Origin of the sequence: Psychrobacter sp. WY6 (assembly GCF_018448495.1) — a bacterium.
Taxonomy (GTDB): domain Bacteria; phylum Pseudomonadota; class Gammaproteobacteria; order Pseudomonadales; family Moraxellaceae; genus Psychrobacter.
Window position 1 is genome coordinate 1,246,436 of sequence record NZ_CP049902.1, and the last position, 23,018, is coordinate 1,269,453.

General features: G+C 41.6%; 13 protein-coding genes and 6 pseudogenes. 12 read left to right on the top strand and 7 right to left on the bottom strand.

The annotated features are described in order from the left end of the window. The first annotated feature begins 2 nt into the window (after positions 1-2). The 9 genes and pseudogenes from G7Y90_RS06225 (at position 3) to G7Y90_RS06265 (ending at position 8,906) form a co-directional block, all read left to right on the top strand. Positions 3-389: a hypothetical protein gene (locus G7Y90_RS06225; RefSeq protein WP_250163682.1), complete on the top strand. Its 387-nt coding sequence runs from the start codon at positions 3-5 to the stop codon at positions 387-389. After that, on the top strand, positions 332-1,234 hold the full coding sequence (locus G7Y90_RS06230) for a capsular biosynthesis protein (RefSeq protein WP_250163683.1): 903 nt from the start codon (positions 332-334) through the stop codon (positions 1,232-1,234). The genes G7Y90_RS06225 and G7Y90_RS06230 overlap by 58 nt, the downstream gene beginning before the upstream one ends. A 362-nt stretch (positions 1,235-1,596) precedes the next feature. Beyond that, positions 1,597-3,389 (top strand): annotated as a pseudogene (gene lepA, locus G7Y90_RS06235) (translation elongation factor 4). A gap of 104 nt (positions 3,390-3,493) precedes the next feature. Further along, positions 3,494-4,395, top strand: a pseudogene (gene lepB / locus G7Y90_RS06240) (signal peptidase I). A gap of 145 nt (positions 4,396-4,540) precedes the next feature. Beyond that, complete coding sequence (locus G7Y90_RS06245; protein ID WP_250163684.1) at positions 4,541-4,840, top strand: DUF4845 domain-containing protein; 300 nt, start codon at positions 4,541-4,543, stop codon at positions 4,838-4,840. Between the two features lie 207 nt (positions 4,841-5,047). After that, a complete protein-coding gene (gene rnc / locus G7Y90_RS06250; RefSeq protein ID WP_045443615.1) occupies positions 5,048-5,845 on the top strand; it encodes a ribonuclease III in 798 nt (265 codons plus the stop codon). Positions 5,846-6,201: 356 nt separating this feature from the next. Continuing rightward, positions 6,202-7,170: a GTPase Era gene (era, locus tag G7Y90_RS06255; RefSeq protein WP_250163685.1), complete on the top strand. Its 969-nt coding sequence runs from the start codon at positions 6,202-6,204 to the stop codon at positions 7,168-7,170. 56 nt (positions 7,171-7,226) lie between these two features. After that, positions 7,227-8,000 (top strand): annotated as a pseudogene (recO, locus tag G7Y90_RS06260) (DNA repair protein RecO). Positions 8,001-8,117: 117 nt separating this feature from the next. Continuing rightward, a pseudogene (locus G7Y90_RS06265) lies at positions 8,118-8,906 on the top strand (pyridoxine 5'-phosphate synthase). A 33-nt stretch (positions 8,907-8,939) separates the two neighbouring features. Here the strand turns inward: G7Y90_RS06265 and G7Y90_RS06270 are convergent. Further along, on the bottom strand, positions 8,940-9,683 hold the full coding sequence (locus G7Y90_RS06270; RefSeq protein WP_250163686.1) for a pilus assembly FimT family protein: 744 nt from the start codon (positions 9,681-9,683) through the stop codon (positions 8,940-8,942). A gap of 559 nt (positions 9,684-10,242) precedes the next feature. Between G7Y90_RS06270 and G7Y90_RS06275 the strand changes: the two genes are divergently transcribed. The 3 genes and pseudogenes from G7Y90_RS06275 to mscL all read left to right on the top strand — a co-directional run bounded on the left by G7Y90_RS06275 (position 10,243) and on the right by mscL (position 14,489). Next, on the top strand, positions 10,243-11,550 hold the full coding sequence (locus G7Y90_RS06275; protein WP_250163687.1) for an OmpA family protein: 1,308 nt from the start codon (positions 10,243-10,245) through the stop codon (positions 11,548-11,550). A 354-nt stretch (positions 11,551-11,904) separates the two neighbouring features. Further along, a pseudogene (typA, locus tag G7Y90_RS06280) lies at positions 11,905-13,760 on the top strand (translational GTPase TypA). A 285-nt stretch (positions 13,761-14,045) separates the two neighbouring features. After that, positions 14,046-14,489, top strand: coding sequence for a large conductance mechanosensitive channel protein MscL (mscL, locus tag G7Y90_RS06285; RefSeq protein ID WP_055125730.1), 444 nt, complete (start codon positions 14,046-14,048; stop codon positions 14,487-14,489). A 123-nt stretch (positions 14,490-14,612) separates the two neighbouring features. Here the strand turns inward: mscL and G7Y90_RS06290 are convergent, their stop codons facing one another. The 6 genes and pseudogenes from G7Y90_RS06290 to cysM all read right to left on the bottom strand — a co-directional run bounded on the left by G7Y90_RS06290 (position 14,613) and on the right by cysM (position 22,791). Next, the gene (locus G7Y90_RS06290) at positions 14,613-15,053 is read right to left on the bottom strand and encodes a hypothetical protein (protein WP_060490428.1); all 441 of its coding nucleotides are present in this window, start codon (positions 15,051-15,053) and stop codon (positions 14,613-14,615) included. 327 nt (positions 15,054-15,380) lie between these two features. Then, complete coding sequence (gene mutM / locus G7Y90_RS06295; RefSeq protein WP_250163688.1) at positions 15,381-16,319, bottom strand: bifunctional DNA-formamidopyrimidine glycosylase/DNA-(apurinic or apyrimidinic site) lyase; 939 nt, start codon at positions 16,317-16,319, stop codon at positions 15,381-15,383. A 53-nt stretch (positions 16,320-16,372) separates the two neighbouring features. Beyond that, positions 16,373-18,919, bottom strand: a pseudogene (locus G7Y90_RS06300) (RelA/SpoT family protein). A gap of 382 nt (positions 18,920-19,301) precedes the next feature. Then, positions 19,302-20,843, bottom strand: coding sequence for a 23S rRNA (uracil(1939)-C(5))-methyltransferase RlmD (gene rlmD, locus G7Y90_RS06305; protein WP_250163689.1), 1,542 nt, complete (start codon positions 20,841-20,843; stop codon positions 19,302-19,304). Between the two features lie 88 nt (positions 20,844-20,931). Further along, on the bottom strand, positions 20,932-21,756 hold the full coding sequence (locus tag G7Y90_RS06310; protein WP_250163690.1) for a 3'-5' exonuclease: 825 nt from the start codon (positions 21,754-21,756) through the stop codon (positions 20,932-20,934). 66 nt (positions 21,757-21,822) lie between these two features. After that, a complete protein-coding gene (gene cysM / locus G7Y90_RS06315; protein WP_250163691.1) occupies positions 21,823-22,791 on the bottom strand; it encodes a cysteine synthase CysM in 969 nt (322 codons plus the stop codon). Positions 22,792-23,018: the final 227 nt, after the last annotated feature.

Below are 23,018 nucleotides of genomic sequence, written 5' to 3' on the forward strand. Positions count from 1 at the left end.
CGATGTCTCACTTGCTTACTCATCGACACGTCTTGCTGTTACAAGGAAAGATGGGCGGATTCTTCAACCGTTTTTCGACATTTCTGCAAACTCAAAATATTAAGGTTAGTAAGATTAACTTTAATGCAGGTGATGCATTTTTTTATCATCATGATAATACCTATGAATATACCGATACGTTAGCGCAGTTCTCTTCTTGGTTGCAGGCTTTCATTGAAGAAAATAGCATTGATGCGATTGTCTGTTTTGGTGATTGTCGTCCGCATCACACCCAAGCTGCTTATATCAGTGAGCAGTTGGGCACCTCTTTTTTGTATTTGAAGAAGGCTACTTGCGTCCCGATTACATTACATTGCAAGAATATGGCATTAATGGCTATTCGCGCTTAAATACGGCAGATATTAAAGCGCTCAAAAAAGCCAATGATAAACCACTGTATACTCATAATCGTTTTTATCGTTTGAGTATCGCTGCGATTGTCTACTATATTATCGTTTGGGTGTACAAAAGTCGCTATCCGCATTATTCGCACTATCGCGGTATGACAGCGTGGCAAGAAGCAATCGCTTGGCTCAAAGCACCATGGCGTAAATTGCGAGGGTATTTACCTGATAAGCAATTGCAAAATAAGCTGACCAAAGAACAAAGTGATAATTATTTTTTGATTAGTTTACAAGTGCATAATGACTCGCAGATTACCCATCATAGTGACTATCATGATGTGGTGCAGTTTATTGATGAGTCTATTGCCAGCTTTGCAGAGTATGCTGATAAGCCGCAATTACTGGTATTTAAGCATCATCCGTTAGATCGTGGTCATCGAGATTATCGCGAGCTGGTATCTAGCTTGGCTAGACGCTATCAAGTGGCGGATCGTGTGTTTTATGGTTGCGACATGCACCTGCCAACCTTGATGAAACACAGTATTGGGATGGTGACCATCAATAGCACGACAGGGTTGCAATCGGTATATCATAAAAAACCTACCAAGATCATGGGTCGCGCGATTTATGATACGCCGAAACTGATAGACCAAAAACCACTGAATGAGTTTTGGCAACGACCTAACCGCCCAGATAATGAGTTTTATCTTAGATTCCGTGAATACTTGATAGAGCAAACTCAAATCAACGGGGCTTTTTACGGTAAGTCACCATGGATGCATAAATATCTGCATAGCGCAGGATGTGAACCCATAGAGAGGGATCTGTCCAAAACCAATACCCCTCAGTAGATTATTGATTGTTCATATCCAGTTAGCATGAGTCTTGTTGAAGTAAGTAAGGTGCTATCAAGCGGCTCGCTTTCTATCTGTACAGTTATCCGCTCGTAACTTCACTTGTAAATCCTCCCTCTGCTAATAAAATCGCCTTACTTTATGGTAGAAAACTGCTAGAATACTCTTTCATGCCTGCGCGTAAGAGTTGACGTCCTGAGCGGTTGATTGGAGATGATAATATTGGCAAATAAGCTGATTCTAATTATTTTCTCTTGTTATTGCTCCCTTAATGATGGACAGCTATTTTAGCGGTTGCGCCTGACAGCATTTATTTCTTAATTTTATTATTCTATCACCCTTAATTTAGTAGGCGCTTTGTGACTGCATTAGCAAATATTCGTAACTTTTCAATCATTGCCCACATTGATCATGGCAAGTCGACGCTTGCTGATCGTTTTATTCAAATGTGCGGTGCCTTGCAAGATCGCGAGATGCAGGCGCAAGTACTTGACTCCATGGATATTGAGCGTGAGCGCGGTATCACCATTAAAGCGCAGTCGGTAACCTTATTCTACGATCATCCTAATGGTGAGCGCTATCAGCTCAACTTTATCGATACTCCAGGACACGTTGACTTCTCATATGAGGTGTCGCGTTCACTAGCCGCTTGTGAAGCGCGCTATTGGTTGTTGATGCCGCGCAAGGGGTGGAAGCTCAGTCAGTGGCCAACTGCTATACTGCCGTTGATCAGGGTCTAGAAGTCATGGCGGTATTAAATAAAATTGATTTGCCACAAGTCGAGCCAGAACGCGTTATTCAAGAGATTGAAGACATCATTGGTATTGACGCAGTTGATGCGCCACGAGTTTCTGCTAAATCGGGTTTGGGCGTTGATAAATTACTAGAAGCATTGGTTGAATTTATCCCTGCACCGACTGGTGATCGTGAGGCGCCACTACAAGCATTGATTATTGACTCTTGGTTTGATAACTATCTAGGCGTTGTGTCTTTAGTTCGGGTACGTGAAGGTACTATCCGAAAAGGTGATAAACTTTATATCAAATCAACCAAAGAGTCGCATTTAGTCGGCTCGATCGGTGTCTTTACGCCCAAGCCTGTCGATACGGGTATCTTGGAGGCGGGTGAAGTCGGTTTTTTATTGCTGGTATCAAAGATATCGCTGGCGCGCCAGTGGGTGATACGATTACCCACGCCAAAACGCCAGACGTTGAGCGTATTCCAGGTTTTAAACAGATTACTCCGCAAGTCTATGCCGGTATGTTCCCTGTTGATTCTACTGATTTTGAAAAATTCCGTGAAGCGCTGCAAAAGCTACAAATCAACGATGCGTCATTGTTCTTCGAGCCTGATACCTCAGATGCACTAGGCTTTGGTTTCCGTTGTGGTTTCCTTGGTATGCTGCACATGGAGATTATCCAAGAGCGTTTAGAGCGTGAATATGACTTGGATTTGATTACTACTGCGCCATCCGTTATCTACGAGATCGTCAAGAAAAATGGCGATATCATGTATGTTGATAATCCATCAAGACTCCCTGAGCCGAATAATATTGAAGAGTTCCGTGAGCCCATTGCCCGCTGTCAGATTTTAGTACCGCAAGATTACTTAGGTAATGTCATGACGCTTTGTATCGAGCGCCGCGGCGTACAGGTAGATATGCGTTTTATGGGTCGTCAAGTACAGCTGATCTTTGATATTCCGATGGGAGAGGTGGTCATGGACTTCTTTGACCGTCTAAAATCCGTTTCGCGCGGTTTTGCCTCACTTGACTATAATTTTGAGCGTTATCAAGTCGATAAATTGGTTAATAGATGTATTAATCAATGGCGAAAAAGTCGATGCGCTGGCCATGATTGTGCATGAAACCCAATCGCGCTATCGTGGTAATGCGTTGGTGACTAAGATGAAAGAGTTGATTCCGCGTCAGATGTTTGATGTGGCAATTCAGGCCGCGATTGGTAGCCAAATTATTGGGCGTAGTACGGTGAAAGCCATGCGTAAAGACGTCTTGGCTAAGTGTTATGGCGGTGATGTGTCGCGTAAGAAAAAGCTATTGTCTAAGCAAAAAGCGGGTAAGAAACGTATGAAGCAAGTCGGTAATGTGGAGATTCCACAAGAAGCCTTCTTAGCGGTATTGCAGGTTGAGTAAGTCATTACTAATTGACTGGTCAACGATAGTTTTGTTGGTGTAATTAGTGGCGCAGTTGATAGTATAGATAGCCAGATAAGTCGCTCGTTAATAGGCAATTGAGTATGGATTTTGATTTTAATTTAATTTTAGTACCATTAACCATTGGTTTGGGTATTATTTGGCTATTAGATAAGCTGACCCTGAAACAGCGTAAAACTCGCGGGCGTGGTCAAGAAAGTCTCTTGGTACGCTGGGCTTACGATTTTTTCCCCGTATTGGCAGTGGTGTTAATAGTACGCTCGTTTTTGATTGAGCCTTTTAATATCCCTTCATCTTCTATGGTGCCGACATTATATACGGGCGATTTTATTGCGGTTAATAAGTATGCCTACGGGGTGCGCCTACCGCTGACGTATAACAAAGTGCTGGATACGGGCGCGCCTGAGCATGGTGATGTGGCGGTATTCCGCTATCCTGAAAACCCAAGTATTTATTATATTAAGCGTGTCATTGGTTTGCCTGGTGATACTGTTAGTTATGATCAAGGGACACTTTCTATCAATGAGTCCCAGTTGACACTAAGCCTATCGATTTTGCGGCGAACCCTGAGTTGACCTCACAGCTTTATTTACCAGGACAAATCGGTCCAGGGCAAGTACTGACCGAAGACAGTGCGGCAGTGATGGGTGAGCAAGAAGAGGGTGAGGCGCAATACTTTCAGGAAACACAAGGTGAAAACAAGCATCTTGTTCGTTACTTGAATGGTATGAATAGCTCTCAATATGCACCATTTTTGCAGCAGCAATCGCCAGAAGTGGTTAGCTCAGCAGGTACTAAATGGCGTATTAGCGTTCCAGAAGGTCAGTATTTTGTGATGGGCGATAACCGCGATCGTAGTGCTGATGGTCGGTTCTGGGGTTTTGTTCCTGATGAGAATTTAGCGGGTAAAGCGGTTTATATCTGGATGCATAAGCCACCCGGACTTAATTTACCAACCTTTGAACGCAATGGTACTATTGATTAAGATTATGTAATTAAGATTATGAGACGCTCTATTGGTTGATTTATCGATAATAGTTTTATGCTAATATTGTTGCTATCTAATAAACGGCTACCTAGTATTTCGGTAGCTCCTAAAAATAGTTGTTTACCAGTAGAGGGATATCATAGTGCAGCAATTATCTGGAATCGCCACACAGCGTGGTGCTAGCGTAACGAGTATCGTTTTAATTATTCTTGTGTTAGGAGTTGCTGCCAAATTGATGGTTGCTATCGTACCTGCTCAGATCGGTGATTATCAATTGACCAAGACCTTAAGCGCACAGCTTAAGGAAGCAAATAATAATGAGACGGCCAAGCAGTTTGTCGAGCGTGTTAATAGACAGCTATCTATTAATGCTGATTATGATACTCAGGCGGAAGACGTATTTACTTTTATTGATAAAAACGGGACAATTGGCTATTCGTAAAGAATATGCAGTCACCAACAATTTCTTTGGTAATGTTGATATCGTCAATCGCTTCGAAGGTGATATCGATATGACAACAGCAGAGTAACTAAAAAGAATGTTAGATCACTCTTAAACTTTTAATCTCTGAATGTCTTTATAATATTCATTAATCCATACTATTACTAACCAAATCAGTAAAACAGAAGGGATAACCACAAGCCACGCATGAAACCAACTTTGCAGCATTCCCAAGCGATTACTACTCCTCAACAAAATAGCACGTCTGTCGACACGCTGATTGTTAGCTCAGAATTTATTCAGCAGTTAGCCGTATTAACACGCAAGTTAGGCTATGTGTTTAAGGACTTGAGTCTCCCCAAACTTGCGTTGACACACCGCTCATTTGATAGCAAAAAAAATTATGAGCGTTTAGAGTTTTTAGGAGACGCTCTGTTAGGAATGATTGTGGGTGAGGCTTTATATCATCGCTATCCTAGCCAAAATGAGGGTCGCTTGACTCGTATGCGTGCCACCTTGGTACGTCAAGAATCATTGGTCATTATTGCGCAAAACTTAGAGCTCTCTAACCATCTGATATTAGGGATAGGTGAGCGTAAAGGTGGTGGGCGCAATCGCGCTTCTATATTGGCTGATGCCGTGGAGTCTTTGATTGGTGCTATTTATTTAGACAGCCAAGATTTGGATATTACTCGCGATTGTGTTCTCTCATGGTATGGTGATTTGATTGACAACGTTAATGACCAAAAAGCCTTAAAAGATGCCAAGAGTCGATTGCAAGAGTGGCTACAATCTAAGCAATTTGATCTGCCACATTATGAGCTAATGGAAACACGTGGTAACGCGCCGCATCAAATTTTTGTTGTACGTTGCCATGTTAATATCAATAACTGTGCTGATATTACTGAATCTGGTGAGAGCCGCCGTATCGCTGAACAAAAAGCAGCAGAACTAATGATTAACCAATTGCATAAGCTGCCGAGCTCAGCTAAAAAGCGATCCTAACTAGGATTAACCTATGGATCGCACATACCACTTTTTTTGACAATATATGTTAAGTGACGTTTTAAGAATCGTTTATTTGAATTAGCGTAAACGTCACACATTTCAAAACCTTAAATACTTCCCAGCCGATGATGGTTTTGCTTTTTTAGTGCTGATACAGCCAATACATCATTAACCATTTGACTGGATATAAATTCTATAGGATTAACCTATGAGCAATCGTACTGACTTGCCATCCAATGATGAAGATAATGCCAAAAATATGACCGAAAACACAGAATTGAATCAAAACCAATAATATCGATACTACTAACGATGGCATCAATCAAGCAGAAGATACTACTGTAGACAACGATATGGCAATTGAAGAATTCTTTGCCCCTACTAGTAGTCATGCAGGTATTGCTGATGATTTTAAAGCGGGTTATGTCGCGATCGTTGGACGTCCAAACGTTGGTAAATCGACTTTGATGAATCACTTATTGGGTCAAAAGCTGTCTATTACATCACGTAAGCCGCAAACGACTCGTCACCGTATCCACGGTATTTTGTCAAATCATGAGATGCAGGCAGTATTCGTTGACACGCCGGGTATTCATCGCAATGAAGTACGTGCTATTAATGAGCGTATGAATAAAGCCGCGGTATCTGCATTAGTAGATGTTGATTTAGTGTTATTCGTTGTTGATTCAGATCAATGGCGTGATGATGATTTGTTGGTTTTACAAAAGCTTGGCGATACCAATTTAAATGTAGTATTAGTTATTAATAAATCTGATACCTTAAAAGATAAAGGCAGCGTGTTGCCGCTGATTGAGACGTTTAATGACAGTTTTGATTTTGCCGATATCGTACCAGTATCTGCCTTAAAAAACAAAAACCTAGATCGTCTACAAGAAGTGATTGCTTCGCATCTTCCTATTGCTGCCCCTATCTATGATACCGAGCAAATTACTGACCGCTCAGAACGTTTCTTAGCCAGTGAAATCATCCGCGAAAAAATCATGCGTAGCGCTGGTGACGAAGTGCCATATGACCTAACTGTACAGATTGATGGGTTCAAAGATGAGCCTGCGCACACTGATCCAAAAACAGGGCGTCCACGTAAGGCTTGTACTTTCATCGATGCGACTATTTATGTTGAACGTAGTGGTCAAAAAGCCATTGTGATTGGTGATAAAGGTCAGCGTATTAAGCAAGTGGGTATGGATGCTCGTGAAGATATGGAGCAGCTGTTTGATAAAAAGATTATGCTGACACTGTGGGTGAAAGTGAAACGTGGCTGGTCTGATGACGAACGTGCATTGACTAGCTTAGGATATTGATTGAAGAATAGCGCTTTAATCACTTTTCTATATGCTCGATGCTGAGGTGATAAAAAATGCGTAACGAAGCGTTAATCGGTTATTTATTGCATCAGCGTCCTTATCAAGAAAAGCGCGCCTTATATTATCTGTTTTCTCAGCAACATGGCGTGATTCATGGTATTGGGAAAAAAGGCGCGCCATTGTTCATGCCATTGCAGCTCTTTTCCACTGGTAAACGGGATTTAAAAACGTTTAGTCAGATCAATATTGCATCGCAACACGCAACTCAAACAGGCATAGCAAAAGATGATGGCATTGCCACTGTTTTAGAAGCACTGCCCTACGAAAATATTACAGGTCAACATCATATGCGGCGTTGTATTTAACGAAATACTATGGCGGTTGTTGTCGACTGAAGATCCAATGCCAGTATTATGGCTACATTATCAGGACAGTCTGTCTCAGCTTAGGCGACCTCTGAGCGCCAACGAATTACGGTTGTGCTTGCGCCAATTTGAGCAGCATTTATTCAATGAGTTGGGTTTTAGCTTAATGTTGACTCACGATAGTGTTGAAAACATCATTCAGCTGACGATTCTTATCGTTTTTTACCTGATGTTGGTTTAGTGCCTGTCTTGCAGAATGATATACAGACTGAGCATTTAGATAATACTATGGGGCAAATTTTTTTCAAAGGTACTGATATCATTGCGATGACGCAGTTAGGTATTACTGACAAAACCTTAAATAATTGGTCAAAAATGCATCGACAGCTTATTGACCATTTACTGGATTATCAACCATTGCAAAGCCGCCTACTGTGGCAGCAGCAACAGCGTTACCAATAAATAATAGTACCATCCTCAAAGTGCTATAACCAATCCGATTGCTACTGAGACTGTCTAAAGTTTCATATTCTTATACCGTTTATCAGTCAATTGGTTTTCGTTATCAAAAAAATTCTTATGACCACTGCTTCGCTACCTTTATCCAGCAACCCTTTGCAAAAACTTTTATTAAGTGTAAACATTGATTACGTAGCAACTTTACGTCAAGCGCGTGGGGTTAGTTATCCAAGCCCTTTAGCCGAAGCTCTTTGATGTGAGAAGGCGGGAGCAAATGGTATTACTATCCATCTACGCGAAGATCGTTGTCATATTAAAGACGCAGATGTTTATGAGATAGCAGGGTAGTTGATGACTAGAATGAATTTAGAGATCGCCGCTACCAATGAGATGCTGGCGATTGCTTGTGAACGTCAGACAATTTTGGGTATGTTTAGTATCTGAAAAACGAGCAGAGTTGACAATAGAAGGCAGTCTTGATGTCGGAGGGCAGATCACTTGGTTGACAGACTATATTCGCAAGTTACAAGCGGTAGGTATAAAGGTTTCTTTATTCATTGACCCAGAAGAAAAGCAAATCGCTGCTGCTATAGAATGTGGCGCTGATGCTGTTGAGTTACATCAGGCGCTTATGCTGAGGCAAGCTTGGTAGCCGATATGAACATGCAAAATGCTGAGCTGAAACGAATTAAGCAAGCTGTTGCTACTGCTCGACGCAGTGATAATAAGCTCTTAATTAACGCAGATCATGGTCTGACATGTGATAATGTGAATGCTATCGCAAAAATTGAGGGTATTTATAAGTTGAATATTAACCATGCATTCATTGCAGGCGCTGTATTTGTAGGACTCGAGCAAGCCGTCATTATGATGAAAGAAGCAATATATACAGATCTACAAAGCTATTAAAAAATATCATTGGTAATTTATGTGAGTGGTAACTTATGCCATTAGTAATTTCTTATTCGTCACATTCGGTGGGATGATCTTCATTAAATTTTTGTTTAATAATACCTCCTTGGTTAATGATATTAGATACATTGCTTCATTATAAGCAACGATGGGACAGTATTTTATATGGCCAAAATGTCCTCGTGGTTTGCCACTATCACCCCAAAATTTGGTGTAGTGGCGTCGACTTCCAACTCGTAAACTTAGCTTACTGTATTTAGGATTTAAAGACTGCTGAACGACTAATGAATCTACATGAGCATCAAAGTGATTATTGTCATTTTTATCTATGAATAACAAAAGCGTCTTATCGCTGTCTCTATGGCAGCGGCCTCCAGTATCAGACAAGCAAACAATGATATTCTGTCTTCTGATATAACTCTCAGCCTTGGCTAAGGCAAGAGAATTCTCTAACTGACTTTGAATCCGTTTGGCTTCCATACGTGCTAATTGCGTTCGTATGACTGGGGCTGCGATCGTCACTATAATTGCTAATACACATACAGTGACGATAAGTTCAACCAGCGTAAAACCCTTGTTATGTCTATTAACAGTGCTTGAGTCTGTTATATTGTTTGTATTAGGTGCTCTTTTATAGAGAGATACTATATATCTTTGATACACATAAAGAATCAATCGGCTTTGAGCTAGCCTGTGCTTATTTGAAGTAAAAACCCATAACATAAATGCTGAGAGCTTTTTATAACTTGATAATGTTTTATGCAGCAATGCCATGAGGCTTGTTACCTATAATAAGTAGTTTAGTTCAATAAAACAGTCTCGCTTCTTTAAATGTTATTCAATCCAATCATTGCCTAAAATCGAGCCAATATGCTCGTGAAATTTTGCAGTAATGATCGGATTTATGATGTATGAAATAATGTTGAGTGATATAATATAAACAGAATATGTGTCTACTGTCAAAAATGTTTCAATTAGTGAATGACTGGTTTTAATAATAGAGAAAAAATACTAACTGTACTAAAATACGCCCAGACAATAGATACTGTTAGGTTTACTATCTATTGTGAACTGACATACAAAAGATAAAAAGCGTAAGGTGTGTTAGTTCTAGGTAACTTAAGCTGGTTATTGTGTTTTAGTTACGACATTATCGTGTAATAATGTGTAGCTCGTTAACGAAAAAAGTTGTAAACTGAATTGATAATCGCTAAGCTACTCCTTAATTGGTTTTGCTTTGTCACTTAAAATTCGTAAAAGATGTCTATTTTAGAGCATCTTGAGAAGCGGTTTTGCTTAATGCATCACTCAAATTATCCTTTGGAGGAAGTCCATGAAATTGAATAAAATTGCTCTAGCTCTGGTTGCTGTAGCAGCTGCACCTTTAGCAGCTAATGCTGGTGTAACTATTAGCCCATTGTTACTAGGTTATCATTACACTGGCGAAGCTCATGACGAGCAACGCGAAGTCCTTAAGACTGGTAAAGACCTTTATATGAATGGTCAGAATCCATCACAACCAATTGATGGTCGTAACGGAAATCTAAACGGTGGCGTAGCTAAAGAAAGCAGTCTATATACTGGTGCTGCACTAGGTATTGAACTAACTCCTTCTACTCAGTTCCAGGTAGAGTATGGTGTATCAAATGCAAACGGCGAAGCTTCAGAAAGATCAGCAGACGCTGGTGTTAACCGTTTTGACGTAGAACAAACCATGCTTTCTGGTAACTTCTTAATCGGTACTGAAGAATTTACTGGTTATACTGATAGCGCATTCAAACCATATGTATTGGTTGGTGCTGGTCAATCTAAGATTAAAGTAGAGAACCAAGAGCAATATGTTGCGACGGGTAATGCGCAAGGTACTACAGCAGGTCAACCTGTATCAGCTGGTACTGAAGTTGCAGAGTCTAAAGATACCATTGGTAACCTAGGTCTAGGTGCTATGTATCGTATCAACGACGCTTTAAGCCTACGTGGTGAAGCTCGTGCGATTCATAACTTTGATAACAACTGGTGGGAAGGCATGGCTTTGGCCGGTCTAGAAGTTGTACTTGGTGGCCATTTAGCACCTACAGTAGCAGTACCACCAATGCAAGAGCCAGTTATCGATACTACTCCAGTAGTCGTAGTTGAATCTGATCTTGATTCTGATGGCGATGGCGTACCTGATAGCATCGATGCATGCCCAGGCACTCCTATGAATGTAGTAGATGAGCGCGGTTGCCCAGTACCAGTAGATATTACTGATGAGCTGAAAATGGAACTACGTGTATTCTTTGATAACGATAAATCAACGATCAAATCACAGTATCAACCTGAAATCGCTAAAGTAGCAGAGAAGATGCGCGAGTATCCTAACTCTACAGCACGTATCGAAGGTCATGCTTCTAAAACTGGTCCTTCAGCACGTTATAACCAACGTTTATCTGAAGCCCGTGCCGTTGCTGTTAAATCTATGTTGACTAACGAATTCGGTATTGCTCCAAACCGTATATCAACAGTTGGCTATGGTTATGACCAACCAATCGCTCCAAACGACACTGAAGAAGGACGTGCTATGAACCGTCGTGTTTATGCCATCATCACTGGTGACAAAACAATGACTGTTGAACAAACTAAAGATATGGTTGTTCAGTAAATATTATTGGACCGATTGTTTTACTAAATATATAGTTACAAAAAAGTCACCTAATGGGTGGCTTTTTTTATTTATGGATTGAGAAAAGCAAGTTATTACATAAATTTGTGAAGCAATAATGTTATACTAGCTGCCCAAACATTCTGTAAATTGACAGAATGTACATTAGCATAGCTATCTGTATGATGAATTTATCAGTGTAGATACTTGATTATATTGAAATTATTTGATTAACCGCATCTATTGTGCAGTCTTCTAAAAGTAAGTACTCAATATCTATCTGGTTGATGATAAAAGTTTATCCAGCGGCGCTTATTGCTACTGCATTTTTTTAAGACGAAACGAGCATTTTATATGGCGAACGATATCAAACACCTGCGTAACATTGCAATTATTGCCCACGTTGACCACGGTAAAACAACTTTGGTTGATAAGTTATTACATCAGTCTGGTACTTTTGGCGACCGTGCAAACATTGCTGAACGTGCAATGGATTCAGGCGATATTGAGCAAGAACGTGGTATTACCATTTTGGCTAAAAATACAGCCATCCGCTGGACAGATAAGACTGATGATACTGAATATCGTATCAACATTGTTGACACCCCAGGTCACGCCGACTTTGGTGGTGAAGTTGAGCGTGTAATGTCTATGGTTGACTGCGTGCTTCTAGTCGTTGATGCGGTCGATGGCCCAATGCCACAGACCCGTTTTGTGACGCAAAAAGCGTTCGAGCAAGGTCTAAAACCTATCGTTGTCATCAATAAAATTGACCGTCCTGGCTCACGCCCTGACTGGGTAATGGATCAAATCTTTGATCTTTTTGATAACTTGGGTGCAACTGATGAACAGCTTGATTTCCCAGTTGTTTATGCCTCAGCATTGAATGGTATTGCAGGTTTGGAAGCTGACGATTTGGCTGATGACATGACACCGCTTTTCAAAACAATTGTTGATGTGGTTCAGCCTCCTCAAGTTGATGCTGACGCACCGTTCCGTATGCAAATCTCAAGCCTTGATTACAACAGTTTTGTTGGCGTTATCGGCATTGGTCGTATTCAGCGTGGTAAAGTTAAAACCAATACAACTCAAGTGACTGTAATCGACAAAAACGGCAATACCCGTAATGGCCGTATTTTGAAAATTATGGGTTATCATGGTCTTGATCGTATTGATGTTGAAGATGCACAAGCTGGTGACATCGTTTGTATTACTGGTATTGATTCGCTTAATATCTCAGATACGATTTGTGATCCTAGTGCTGTCGAAGCGTTACCAGCATTAACGGTTGATGAACCTACCGTTTCAATGAACTTCCAAGTAAATAACTCACCTTTTGCTGGTCGTGATGGCAAGTTTGTGACCTCGCGTAATATCCGTGAGCGTCTTGAGCGTGAATTGATTCATAACGTAGCATTACGTGTAGAAGATACAGAATCTCCTGATAAATTCAAAGTATCAGGTCGCGGTGAACTTCATCTATCTGTATTGATCGAAAACATGCGCCGTGAAGGTTTTGAGATGGGTGTTTCAGGCCCAGAAGTTATCGTCAAAGAAGTGGATGGTAAGTTACAAGAGCCGTATGAAAACGTTGTTTTTGATATTGAAGATGAGCATCAAGGTTCTATCATGGAGCAGGTTGGCTTGCGTAAAGGCGAGATGACCAATATGGAACTTGATGGTAAAGGTCGTATGCGTATCGAAGCGACGATGCCTGCCCGTGGTTTGATTGGTTTCCGTTCTGAATTCTTAACCTTGACTTCAGGTACAGGTATCATGACGTCAAGCTTCTCACATTACGGCCCACAAAAGATCGGTGATGTTGGTGGTCGCTCGAATGGTGTCTTGGTTTCTATGGCAAAAGGTGTTTGCTTAGGTTTCGCGCGCTATTTAACCTGCAAAAACGTGGTAAATTGTTTGCTGAGCCACAGCTTGAAGTTTACGAAGGTATGATCGTTGGTCTTAACTCACGTAACGATGATATGGCTGTTAACCCAACGACTGCTAAGCAGTTAACCAACGTTCGTGCGAGTGGTACTGATGAAGCATTGACGTTGACTCCAGCAGTCAAGTTCACACTTGAGCAAGCGCTCGAATTCATTCAAGATGATGAATTGGTTGAAGTAACACCTAAGGCGATTCGTCTGCGTAAGCGCTATTTGACTGAAAGTGAGCGTAAGCGTCACGGCCGTGGTAAAAAAGGTGCTTAATATTGAGCCATGAATTACTGAGTAATTTATTGGATTGATATTTTGTAGAAGCATTTGATGCCATTATTATTTAATAATGGGCATCAAGATAACTAAAAAATTAGCAGTATAGAGTGAACTGAATATGGTTCATTTTATGCTGCTTTTTTTTGTTGTAATTTCCATAGAATATAGACAGAATAACTGACAGTAGTAGTGTTTCTTACTATTACTCTTAAGGCTCAAGATTGGGTCGACTGTTGAGATACTTATTCGATTATAGATTGGTATTTTGAGGAGAAAATAATGAGTATGGTTTCTGAGTTTAAAGAATTCGCTCTAAAAGGTAATGTGATGGACTTAGCGGTCGGTGTCATTATCGGTGGAGCATTTGCTACTATCACAACGTCCTTAGTTGAAGACATTATTATGCCAATAGTGGCCTTCATAGCAGGTGGCGAAATCAATTTCAAAAACATGTTCTTAGTGTTGGGTGATGCGCCTGAAGGTGTTGCCATGACCTATGATGCTCTCAAAGCAGCTGGCGTTCCTGTATTAGCCTATGGCAGTTTCATTACTGTACTGATTAATTTCTTAATTTTAGCATTTATTATTTTTATGATGGTTAGAATGGTTAACAAAATGCGTCGTAAAGAAGAAGTGCAAGAGCTGGTAAAACAACCTTCAGAAGAGGTGCAATTGCTTCGTGAAATTAGTGCTAAGTTAAGTAATACCACTGTTTCAAAATAAAATATGATGATTTGATTAAAAACACAAAAAAGGCTAACGTCGTGTTAGCCTTTTTTATGGATAATTTATAAATGCATTGTCTTTAGCGCAGTTGTATCATTTAACCAGCTGTTAATATAAAGACTATGGCGTAACTACGACATAATCGTTGGTATTAATCAAAATCTCAGATGGTTGATCAACGACAATACGGACAACATTATCATTAGTCACTTGTGATTTGTAATAGTTGTCTTCAGCCACAGTACAACCTAAGCAGCGTCCCATCGCATCCCAAGGTTCAACAAAAAGTTTCTGCTGCGCCTGATCCGCATTACCACCGATAAGCGAGAAGGGTAGACTAACTAGGTAGGCGGCAGTACCAGCAACGGCACTGACCAGTTGTAGAGGTTTACCCACTACAGTATCAACCACCATTGTCTCATAAGAGGGCCCAAAGTCTGTCTCATCAATTTCTATGGCTGCCAAGGCAGGCTGCATAGTAGCAGCCATTAAACTTAAGCTTGCGGCTATAGTAATGGCTTTTTGCTTAACTGTGCGTTGGTTTTTGGCTTTAACAGTCATAACGATGTCCTAAAATTCATAATTGGTATGATTATTAGCTGCTGCTATTTCCACACAGAGACAATTTCCCTATATAAACAATGCGCAACGATAAGTAAGCTAAATATATTACAGATGTATAAACATTATGCACTATTTATGTAAGTGCTCATACTATTAAAGCAAGATGTGTGTCAATAAGCAACAAAATGGCGCGCGATATAATAATCTTAGTGCAAAATAATAAGACACTTAGTCAAGAGTATTGTGCTGCCATATTCTACGACTTGATACCTAAGTTATTCTGGTACTTAAGGCGAAACAGATAGTGATAGTTTCAGATAATATTTAAAGGATTGGCTGACAGTTGGGGCAGAATACACTGGCGCGACCATTAATTTTGATATTCTCAAGCACCGCATCACAATGCGGACAAGTTTCCCCTTGTCTACCATAGACATTTAATGTCTGCTGGAAGTAACCGGTTTGGCCATCTGCTACGGTGAAGTCTCGTAGTGTGGAGCCACCAAGCGCTATCGCCTTTTTTAGAATAACTTTAATATGATCGACCAAAATAATCATCTGAGCATAGGACAGTTGGTGAGCGGGGGTGGCTGGATGAATAGCTGATAAATATAGGCTTTCAGTCGCATAGATATTACCGACACCCACGACGACCTGTTGTTCCATGATGACTGATTTTATAGCGCGAGCAATGGGCTGCTTCTTTGATTTGGCGTTGCCAATTGCTACGGTATCAGCACTGTGATCAAGCAGGTTTGTCCGTTGAATCAATTGATACAGGTAGTCTGCAGTAAATTCATCTGATAATGGTTCAGGACCTAAATGATCTAATAGCTTAGCACTATAATCCTTGTGCCATAACACTGACCCAAAACGTCTTGGGTCGTAGTAATGTAGCTGGACTTTTGTATTATTAACGCCCTTAAAAACAATGATGAGATGATCATGCTTGCGCTTTTCAGTACCGTAGCTCTGCTGTTGCAGGCTGCCCGACATGCCTAAATGAACCAAAATTTGACGCGGTACTAACGTAGCAGTTTGAGCCGCAGCGCTATCGTCATTGGGTAATAAAGGTAAAAAGTTAAGAATTAAATATTTTGCGCGGCGCTCAACGCTATCTAGTGTGTAATCAATCAAGCTATCTAAATCATCTGGCATCGCCCAGCGCAGCTTTGGCTGAAAAACTTTTATATCGATAATGCGTTGCCCTAATAACGGTGCAAGGCTGGTTTTGGTTGTTTCTACTTCAGGCAATTCAGGCATGATATTTTTATAATAACCTTATGATTCAGTGGATGTACTTTGTGAGTTTATATCTAAGCGACGGCGCGGCGAGCATGCAAGATACCATGCTGTTGCTCTAGTTTCGCCAAAAGCTTAGATAGGTGCGCCAATCCTGAGACTTCAATATGAAATTTTAAAAAGGCAATGTTATCATCATTACTAAGCGTTTCAACTTGACGAATATTGACATTTTCTTTATCAATAATTTGCGTCAAGTCACGCAACAGTCCGCGTCTATCATAGGCTTCTACGTGAATATCAACGGGTTGATAACGACCAGCTTGTACCCGCCACGAAGCTTCTATTTCGCGCTCAGGATCGCGTTCAATCAAGCGTGAATATTCAGGGCAACCACGATTATGGACACTGACACCTCGTGATAAGGTAATGTAACCAGCAATTGGCTCGCCATGCACAGGGTGGCAACAGCCTGCTAGATTGATTTCTATATTATCCAGCCCATCGATACGAATTTTATAAGCATCGATTTTGCCTGCCTCTCTAGCATATACTTGGCGCAAAATTTTCTGGCGGTCTTTCAGGTTCTAGGTGTAGCTGACGAGAGATGTGGCTGGTGAGTTGGTTGAGACCAATGTCGCCTGTGACCAATCCAACGATAATATCAGTCGTATTGACATGGAAATGCTGAATATAGTCGTTTAAATCGATGCTATTGGGATGTACCGATAATCGTTCAAGCTCTTTACTGAGCATTTGACGACCAATTTCAATGTTTTTATCACGGTCTTGCTTATTGAACCATTGACGCAATTTTGAACGTGCACGGTTGGTATGAATGTATCCAAGTGAAGCAACTAGCCAATCACGGTTGGGCTCACGTGATGCTTTGGTGATAATTTCAACTTGTTCACCCGTTTTGAGTTGATAGGTTAATGGTACATAGCGCTGATTGACTCGCGCAGCTTGGGCACGATTACCGACTTGTGTATGTACATAATAAGCAAAATCAAGAACGGTCGCCCCTTTTGGCAGTTCAGTAATGTCACCATCACGGCTAAAGATATAGATGCGTTCGAGCTCGTCAAAGTCAACGAGTTGCTCTTCTTCGTCAAACTCCATGCCCTCTATTTCTTCACCAGTTAGTAAAGGTGAGCGCGGTTGGTTACGAGTTTCATTATTGATAGATAACAGTTGGCGCAGCGAGCTGATTCTTTGATTAAGATAATTGTCTTTTTTATTCTTTAGACCTTCTTTGTAGTTAACATGAGCACACATGCCAAGCTCAGCTTCGAAATGCATTTCATGAGTACGAATTTGCACTTCCAGTGACTTGTTTTCAGCATGACTGCCGTATGTAGTGAGCGATAACCATTGGACTTGGGGTTGGTAATATAGTCATCGAATTGTTCTGGAATATATCGCCACAAGCCATGTACCAATCCAAGCACGTGGTAACAGTCTGATGGATTGGTGACCAATACTCGCAGCGCGCGAATGTCATAAAGCTGATCAAACGATAAGCCTTTGAGCTTCATTTTTCGGTAGATAGAGTAGATATGCTTAACACGTCCAGAGACTTCACCTTCGATATTAGCCTCTGCTAGTGCCTCATTGAGCTTATCTTGTACGCGCTGAATATAGGACTCGCGTTCGCTGCGTTTTTCGGAGAGCAGTTTGGCAATCTCTTTATAGCGTTCAGGCGCAAGGTAGCGAAAGGCTAAGTCTTCTAGCTCCCATTTAAGTTGCGCGATGCCCAAGCGATGCGCCAGTGGTGCATAAATGGTCATGACTTCACGCGCCACCCGATTCTGACGCTCTTCATTAGAAAAGGTCAATTCGCGCATGGCGAAAGTACGCTCAGCCAATTTGATAAGGACGACACGTACATCATTGGTGACGGAGATTAGCATGCTATAAATATTAGATAGCTGGTCGCGCTGATTGTTTACGAAGTGATCTTCTAGACGCTTATTGCTTTCAATAATCTCAGACAGCTTACCCATTGCCAAGGTATCTTTGACGAGGGTCGATATGTCTACACCGAATTTTTTCTCGATATCAGCGAGGCTTATGATTGATTTTCGCGCACTACGATAGAGCATTGCAGCCACAAGAGCGTCTTCGTCTTGGTAGAGATAGGTCAATATGTCTGTCATGCCAATACCCGTGACATAAGCGCCTGAACGCTCAGACTCGCTGGTATTCATATGACTGCGAATAAATTCACAAGCAGCATTCAAGTGAGGTACAGACTCTTGTCCGATACGTTTGGCGACATTGTCTAACCAAGTGGGAACATCAATATTGACTTGATCTAAATCAATCGCTTCCAGCTCTTTATCTGAGAGAGCATTATTTTTATCTAAAAGCGGGTTATCAGAATATTCGTTTTCAAGCTTTGGATCATGACTATGAAAAGCATGTAGTGCTGAGCGATCAAAAGTGGTGTGTAGTTTATGAGTGGACAGCTGGTATTTGATATCGAGGGGGATTTGGGCATAGCTATTGGCAGACTGGTGCGAGCGTTGGCTCGCGACCAGTTGAGCGGCAAGTGCTGCACTATCGGCTTGGGTGGTCTGTCCATCCACCAGCGGTAATCCTTCACGAATTTTTACCATAGCCGACTCCTCTTAGCTATTTTGAATTGATTATAACCTCATCTACTATGCACACACGTTGAACTTACGATTCATAAAGTGTCAGCTATAAACCAATATAACTGCTAAAAAATCTGTTTTTTAGCAGTCATAAAATGCGCGTAAAATATATAAAGCTATGAGTGCAAACGTTCACAAGAATGGAAAAAACCAGTCTAGGAATATTGTTTACTATTATCTCACTTTAAAGAGACAAATCAAGCGAGGCTATGTAATGTCTGCGGTTAATCAGGATAAAAACCATCATTTTTTGCCACCGCTTGACTCAAATTTTGAATCAAGCTCAGTGACCTTTAGCATGGCTATTTAATGCTCTGAACCGCTCACTTAACCGTAAATTGAATTACACCGCTACTTTTTCAAAACGAGCGATGGACTCAACATGACCGGTATGACAGAACATGTCCATTACGCCAGCATGAGTCAGACGATAGCCTTGCTCTAATAATGCTTTTGTATCACGGGCGAGGGTTGCAGGGTTGCAAGAGACATAAACGATTCTCTCAGCGTTAAATTTCGGCAAGTACTGCATAATTTCCCAAGCACCAGAACGCGGCGGGTCGATCAATAGCGCATCAAAGCCCTGATTTGCCCAAGGTTTATCAGTACAGTCTTGCGTCAAATCTTGGCTATAAAATTCTGTATTATTGATGCCATTACGACGTGCGTTATCGGCTGCACGTGCGGTCATCGCTTCGCTGCCTTCAACACCAACCACAGAACCTGTCTCACCAACGAGGCGCGCGAGTGGCAAGCTAAAGTTGCCTAGACCACTGAATAAATCAAGTACGCGTTCACCTGCTTTTAAGTCTAACAAATCGCAAGCAAGCTTGGTCATTTGACGATTAACGGACAGGTTCACTTGGGTAAAATCTGTCGGGATAAACTCGAAAGTCAAATCGTATTCTGGCAATTGGTAATATAAACGACCAAATTGCTGGCTCATGTCATCATCTGCAGTCAATGCAATACGCTGGATACTGTCCGCACCTTTAGACTGCAAATATAGCTGCCAGTTGCGTGCGGCAAAAAATACTTTTAGCTTTTCTATATCCGCGTCTGATAATGGCTCCAAGTTGCGTACGATAAGGGCAACGGGCTGATTGCCATCTGGCAGCTCAGGCATCTCCTCACCCATGGCCAACTCAAGCTGAGCAATCTTGTTACGGCTCTCTAGCGTACTAATCAGTGTTTTTAAGTTTTCAATCTCAAAACCAATTCTTGGATCTAAAATATGACACTCATTTAATTCTGCCAAAAAGTTACTTGAGCGCTCACGAAAGCCGACAAGCGCGGTTTCTTTTTTGGTGACATAACGCACACCCAATCGTGCTTTGGTACGATAACCAAGACGATCACCAACTATTGGAGCAAGCCAGTTATCAGGCGTGACATTGGCTTGGTGTATCAGCATTTCAGCCAATACAGATTGCTTAAAGTTGATTTGACCGTCTGGCTGCCAGTGTTGCAAATTACAGCCGCCGCAGACGCCAAAATGTGGGCAGGGCGGTACGGCACGTTCAGAATTTGGGTTGGCAGTAATACTGACAGCCTCGCCTTCTTCAAAGCTGGCACGGCTATTGGTTATTTTGACCAAGGCACTTTCACCCGGCAATGCAAAGCTTACAAAGATTTTTTTGCCATGTTTGTCTTCGACATGACCATCGTCTATACCAAAACCATTACCATAAACGGCAACGCCGCGACCATCATGCGACAAACCATCAATGGTGAAGGGCAGAGGTTCTGCATCCTTTAGGCGGCGGCGTGTCTTTGATGAGGGTTTAGATTTTTTCTTATTAGGCGGAATAGTAATCGTTTGGGTCTCGCTCGTTGCTGGCGTAACATCAGAGGTTGTAGACGTTTTTGAATCGGTGGGTTGCATAAACCTGCCTTAATAATAAATGATAAATAACTAAAAAAATGAGGATAAACGCGATGTCTTATAACGCGCCTTCATATAACTTCATTTGTTATGATGTGGGCGCAGATGACCAATCAGCGATGAAGTCTTGATGGCGAGCATGACCATCCGCTTGGGTATATTTTACTAAATAGTCATAGCTCTGCTGCTGCCAAGCGTCAAAATCTTGTGAGGATAGTTGCCCAGTTAAACGCAACCAGCGCAAATAGATTAGCCATGTATTCATGACGTCAGACTCGCAATAAATAGACAGCGTTTGCCAGTCATTAGTGCTGACAAGCTCACCAACCATACTACCGTCGACAGCTGTTTTACCCGGTAGACCATATAAGCTTGCGACAATATCCATGGCTTCGCGGCGGCTGGCACCGTACTGGCTAAATCTGTCCATCAAATCAAGGTGACGGGTGTGGAAGCGATTGACATAATTATCAAAGCGCATGTTTTTGATGCGCTCGCCTTCTTCAAATAACCATGGCGCTGATAAATCGTATTGCATAGCCCGATATATCAGTACAGGAATATCAAAACCTGAGCCATTCCAACTAATAAGCTGTGGCAGTTTTTCAAGGTCACTAAATGCCCGAAAAAATTTGGCAAGAATATCTTTTTCACTAAATTTATCAGCGGTCAATGAGAACAACGACAACTTGCCATCTTTGATATATAACGCTGAGATACAGACGATACGCTGCAGTGGCAAGCGCATAAAATCATGCCCAGCTTCTTGTATTCGAAGCGCTGTGAGTGCGCTCAATGCATCTGCATCATTCAACTCTGCCAATTGCGGATAGATACGGCGCGCCGCATCGGTATTAGCGACAGTTTCGATATCAAAGACCAGTATAGGGTCGGATGGTAGAGCTTGTGACATAAGAAATCCTGATTGAATCAACTAAACTGAGCAGGGTTGTCTGTGCGTTAGGTAATTTATGTGCGGTTATCGATCGACATTGCTGGCGTCAATATTGTCGTCGTTAATATTGTATAAACCCGTCGACAAATAACGATCGCCGCGATCACAGACAATAAAGGCGATGACGGCATCAGGGTTTTCTTTAGCGACTTGTACGGCAGCCCATGCTGCAGCACCTGATGAAACGCCCGCGAAAACACCTTCAGTTTTCGCCAGTTTGCGCATATAAATTTCTGCGATACGCTGATCCACATCCATGATTTCATCAACCAAATCTGCGTTAAAGATACCCGGCATGTAAGCTGCAGGCCAGCGGCGAATACCAGCAATCGAAGCTTCTTCATCAGGCTGTAGTCCGATGATTTTGATATCTGGATTTTGTTCTTTGAGGTATTGCGATACACCGGTAATAGTACCAGTGGTGCCCATTGAGCTAATAAAATGAGTGATTTTACCTTCGGTTTGCGCCCATAGTTCAGGCCCTGTGGTCAGGTAATGGGCTTGACTGTTATCAGGGTTATTAAACTGATCCAATACGATGCCTTTGCCATCTGCTTGCATTTGCAGCGCTAAATCGCGTGCGGCTTCCATGCCTTCATCCACCTCGATTAACGTCGCACCATACGCAATCATAGCATCTTTGCGCTCTTGAGTTGAATTGGTTGGCATCAGTAGCGTTATCGGATAGCCACGCATCGCCGCGACCATGGCTAAAGCGATACCCGTATTGCCACTCGTGGCTTCAATCAGCATGTCGCCCGCTTTGATATCACCGCGCTGTTCTGCCTGATAAATCATATTAAAAGCAGGACGATCTTTAACAGACCCCGCTGGATTGTTACCTTCAAGCTTGGCCAGTAACGCAGCACCATTGGTCAGCTGCTCTTGCTCAGGTAAGCGCTGCAATTTAACCAATGGCGTCTGACCGACGCAATCAGCAAGTTTGGTAACTTGAGTAATGAAATTAGAGTTGGAGATAGCCGTTGCGGACATAAAGTATCCTTGCGAATTTTTAAAATTGATTTTTAATTACCGTTTATTTTTTAATTGTCATTTTGATTTTTGAATAAATATCTTGATACGGCTGCTATTGAGTGAAGTGAGTAATTTGATCGTTAATGATATTTCTACCGCTTTAACCAAATAGCAATAAATGAAAAGTTGCGTCATTATATCATTTTGTTTTTGGCTACGCTGAAGGCATCAAGAGATTTTGGTAA

What these genes read in the sequence shown, in the direction of transcription:
- G7Y90_RS06225 (WP_250163682.1), top strand. Translation starts at nt 3, where the DNA reads ATGTCTCACTTGCTTACTCATCGACACGTCTTGCTGTTACAAGGAAAG.
- rnc (WP_045443615.1), top strand. Translation starts at nt 5,048, where the DNA reads ATGAAACCAACTTTGCAGCATTCCCAAGCGATTACTACTCCTCAACAA.
- era (WP_250163685.1), top strand. Translation starts at nt 6,202, where the DNA reads ATGGCAATTGAAGAATTCTTTGCCCCTACTAGTAGTCATGCAGGTATT.
- G7Y90_RS06270 (WP_250163686.1), bottom strand. Translation starts at nt 9,683, where the DNA reads ATGGCATTGCTGCATAAAACATTATCAAGTTATAAAAAGCTCTCAGCA.
- G7Y90_RS06275 (WP_250163687.1), top strand. Translation starts at nt 10,243, where the DNA reads ATGAAATTGAATAAAATTGCTCTAGCTCTGGTTGCTGTAGCAGCTGCA.
- mscL (WP_055125730.1), top strand. Translation starts at nt 14,046, where the DNA reads ATGAGTATGGTTTCTGAGTTTAAAGAATTCGCTCTAAAAGGTAATGTG.
- G7Y90_RS06290 (WP_060490428.1), bottom strand. Translation starts at nt 15,053, where the DNA reads ATGACTGTTAAAGCCAAAAACCAACGCACAGTTAAGCAAAAAGCCATT.
- mutM (WP_250163688.1), bottom strand. Translation starts at nt 16,319, where the DNA reads ATGCCTGAATTGCCTGAAGTAGAAACAACCAAAACCAGCCTTGCACCG.
- rlmD (WP_250163689.1), bottom strand. Translation starts at nt 20,843, where the DNA reads ATGCAACCCACCGATTCAAAAACGTCTACAACCTCTGATGTTACGCCA.
- G7Y90_RS06310 (WP_250163690.1), bottom strand. Translation starts at nt 21,756, where the DNA reads ATGTCACAAGCTCTACCATCCGACCCTATACTGGTCTTTGATATCGAA.
- cysM (WP_250163691.1), bottom strand. Translation starts at nt 22,791, where the DNA reads ATGTCCGCAACGGCTATCTCCAACTCTAATTTCATTACTCAAGTTACC.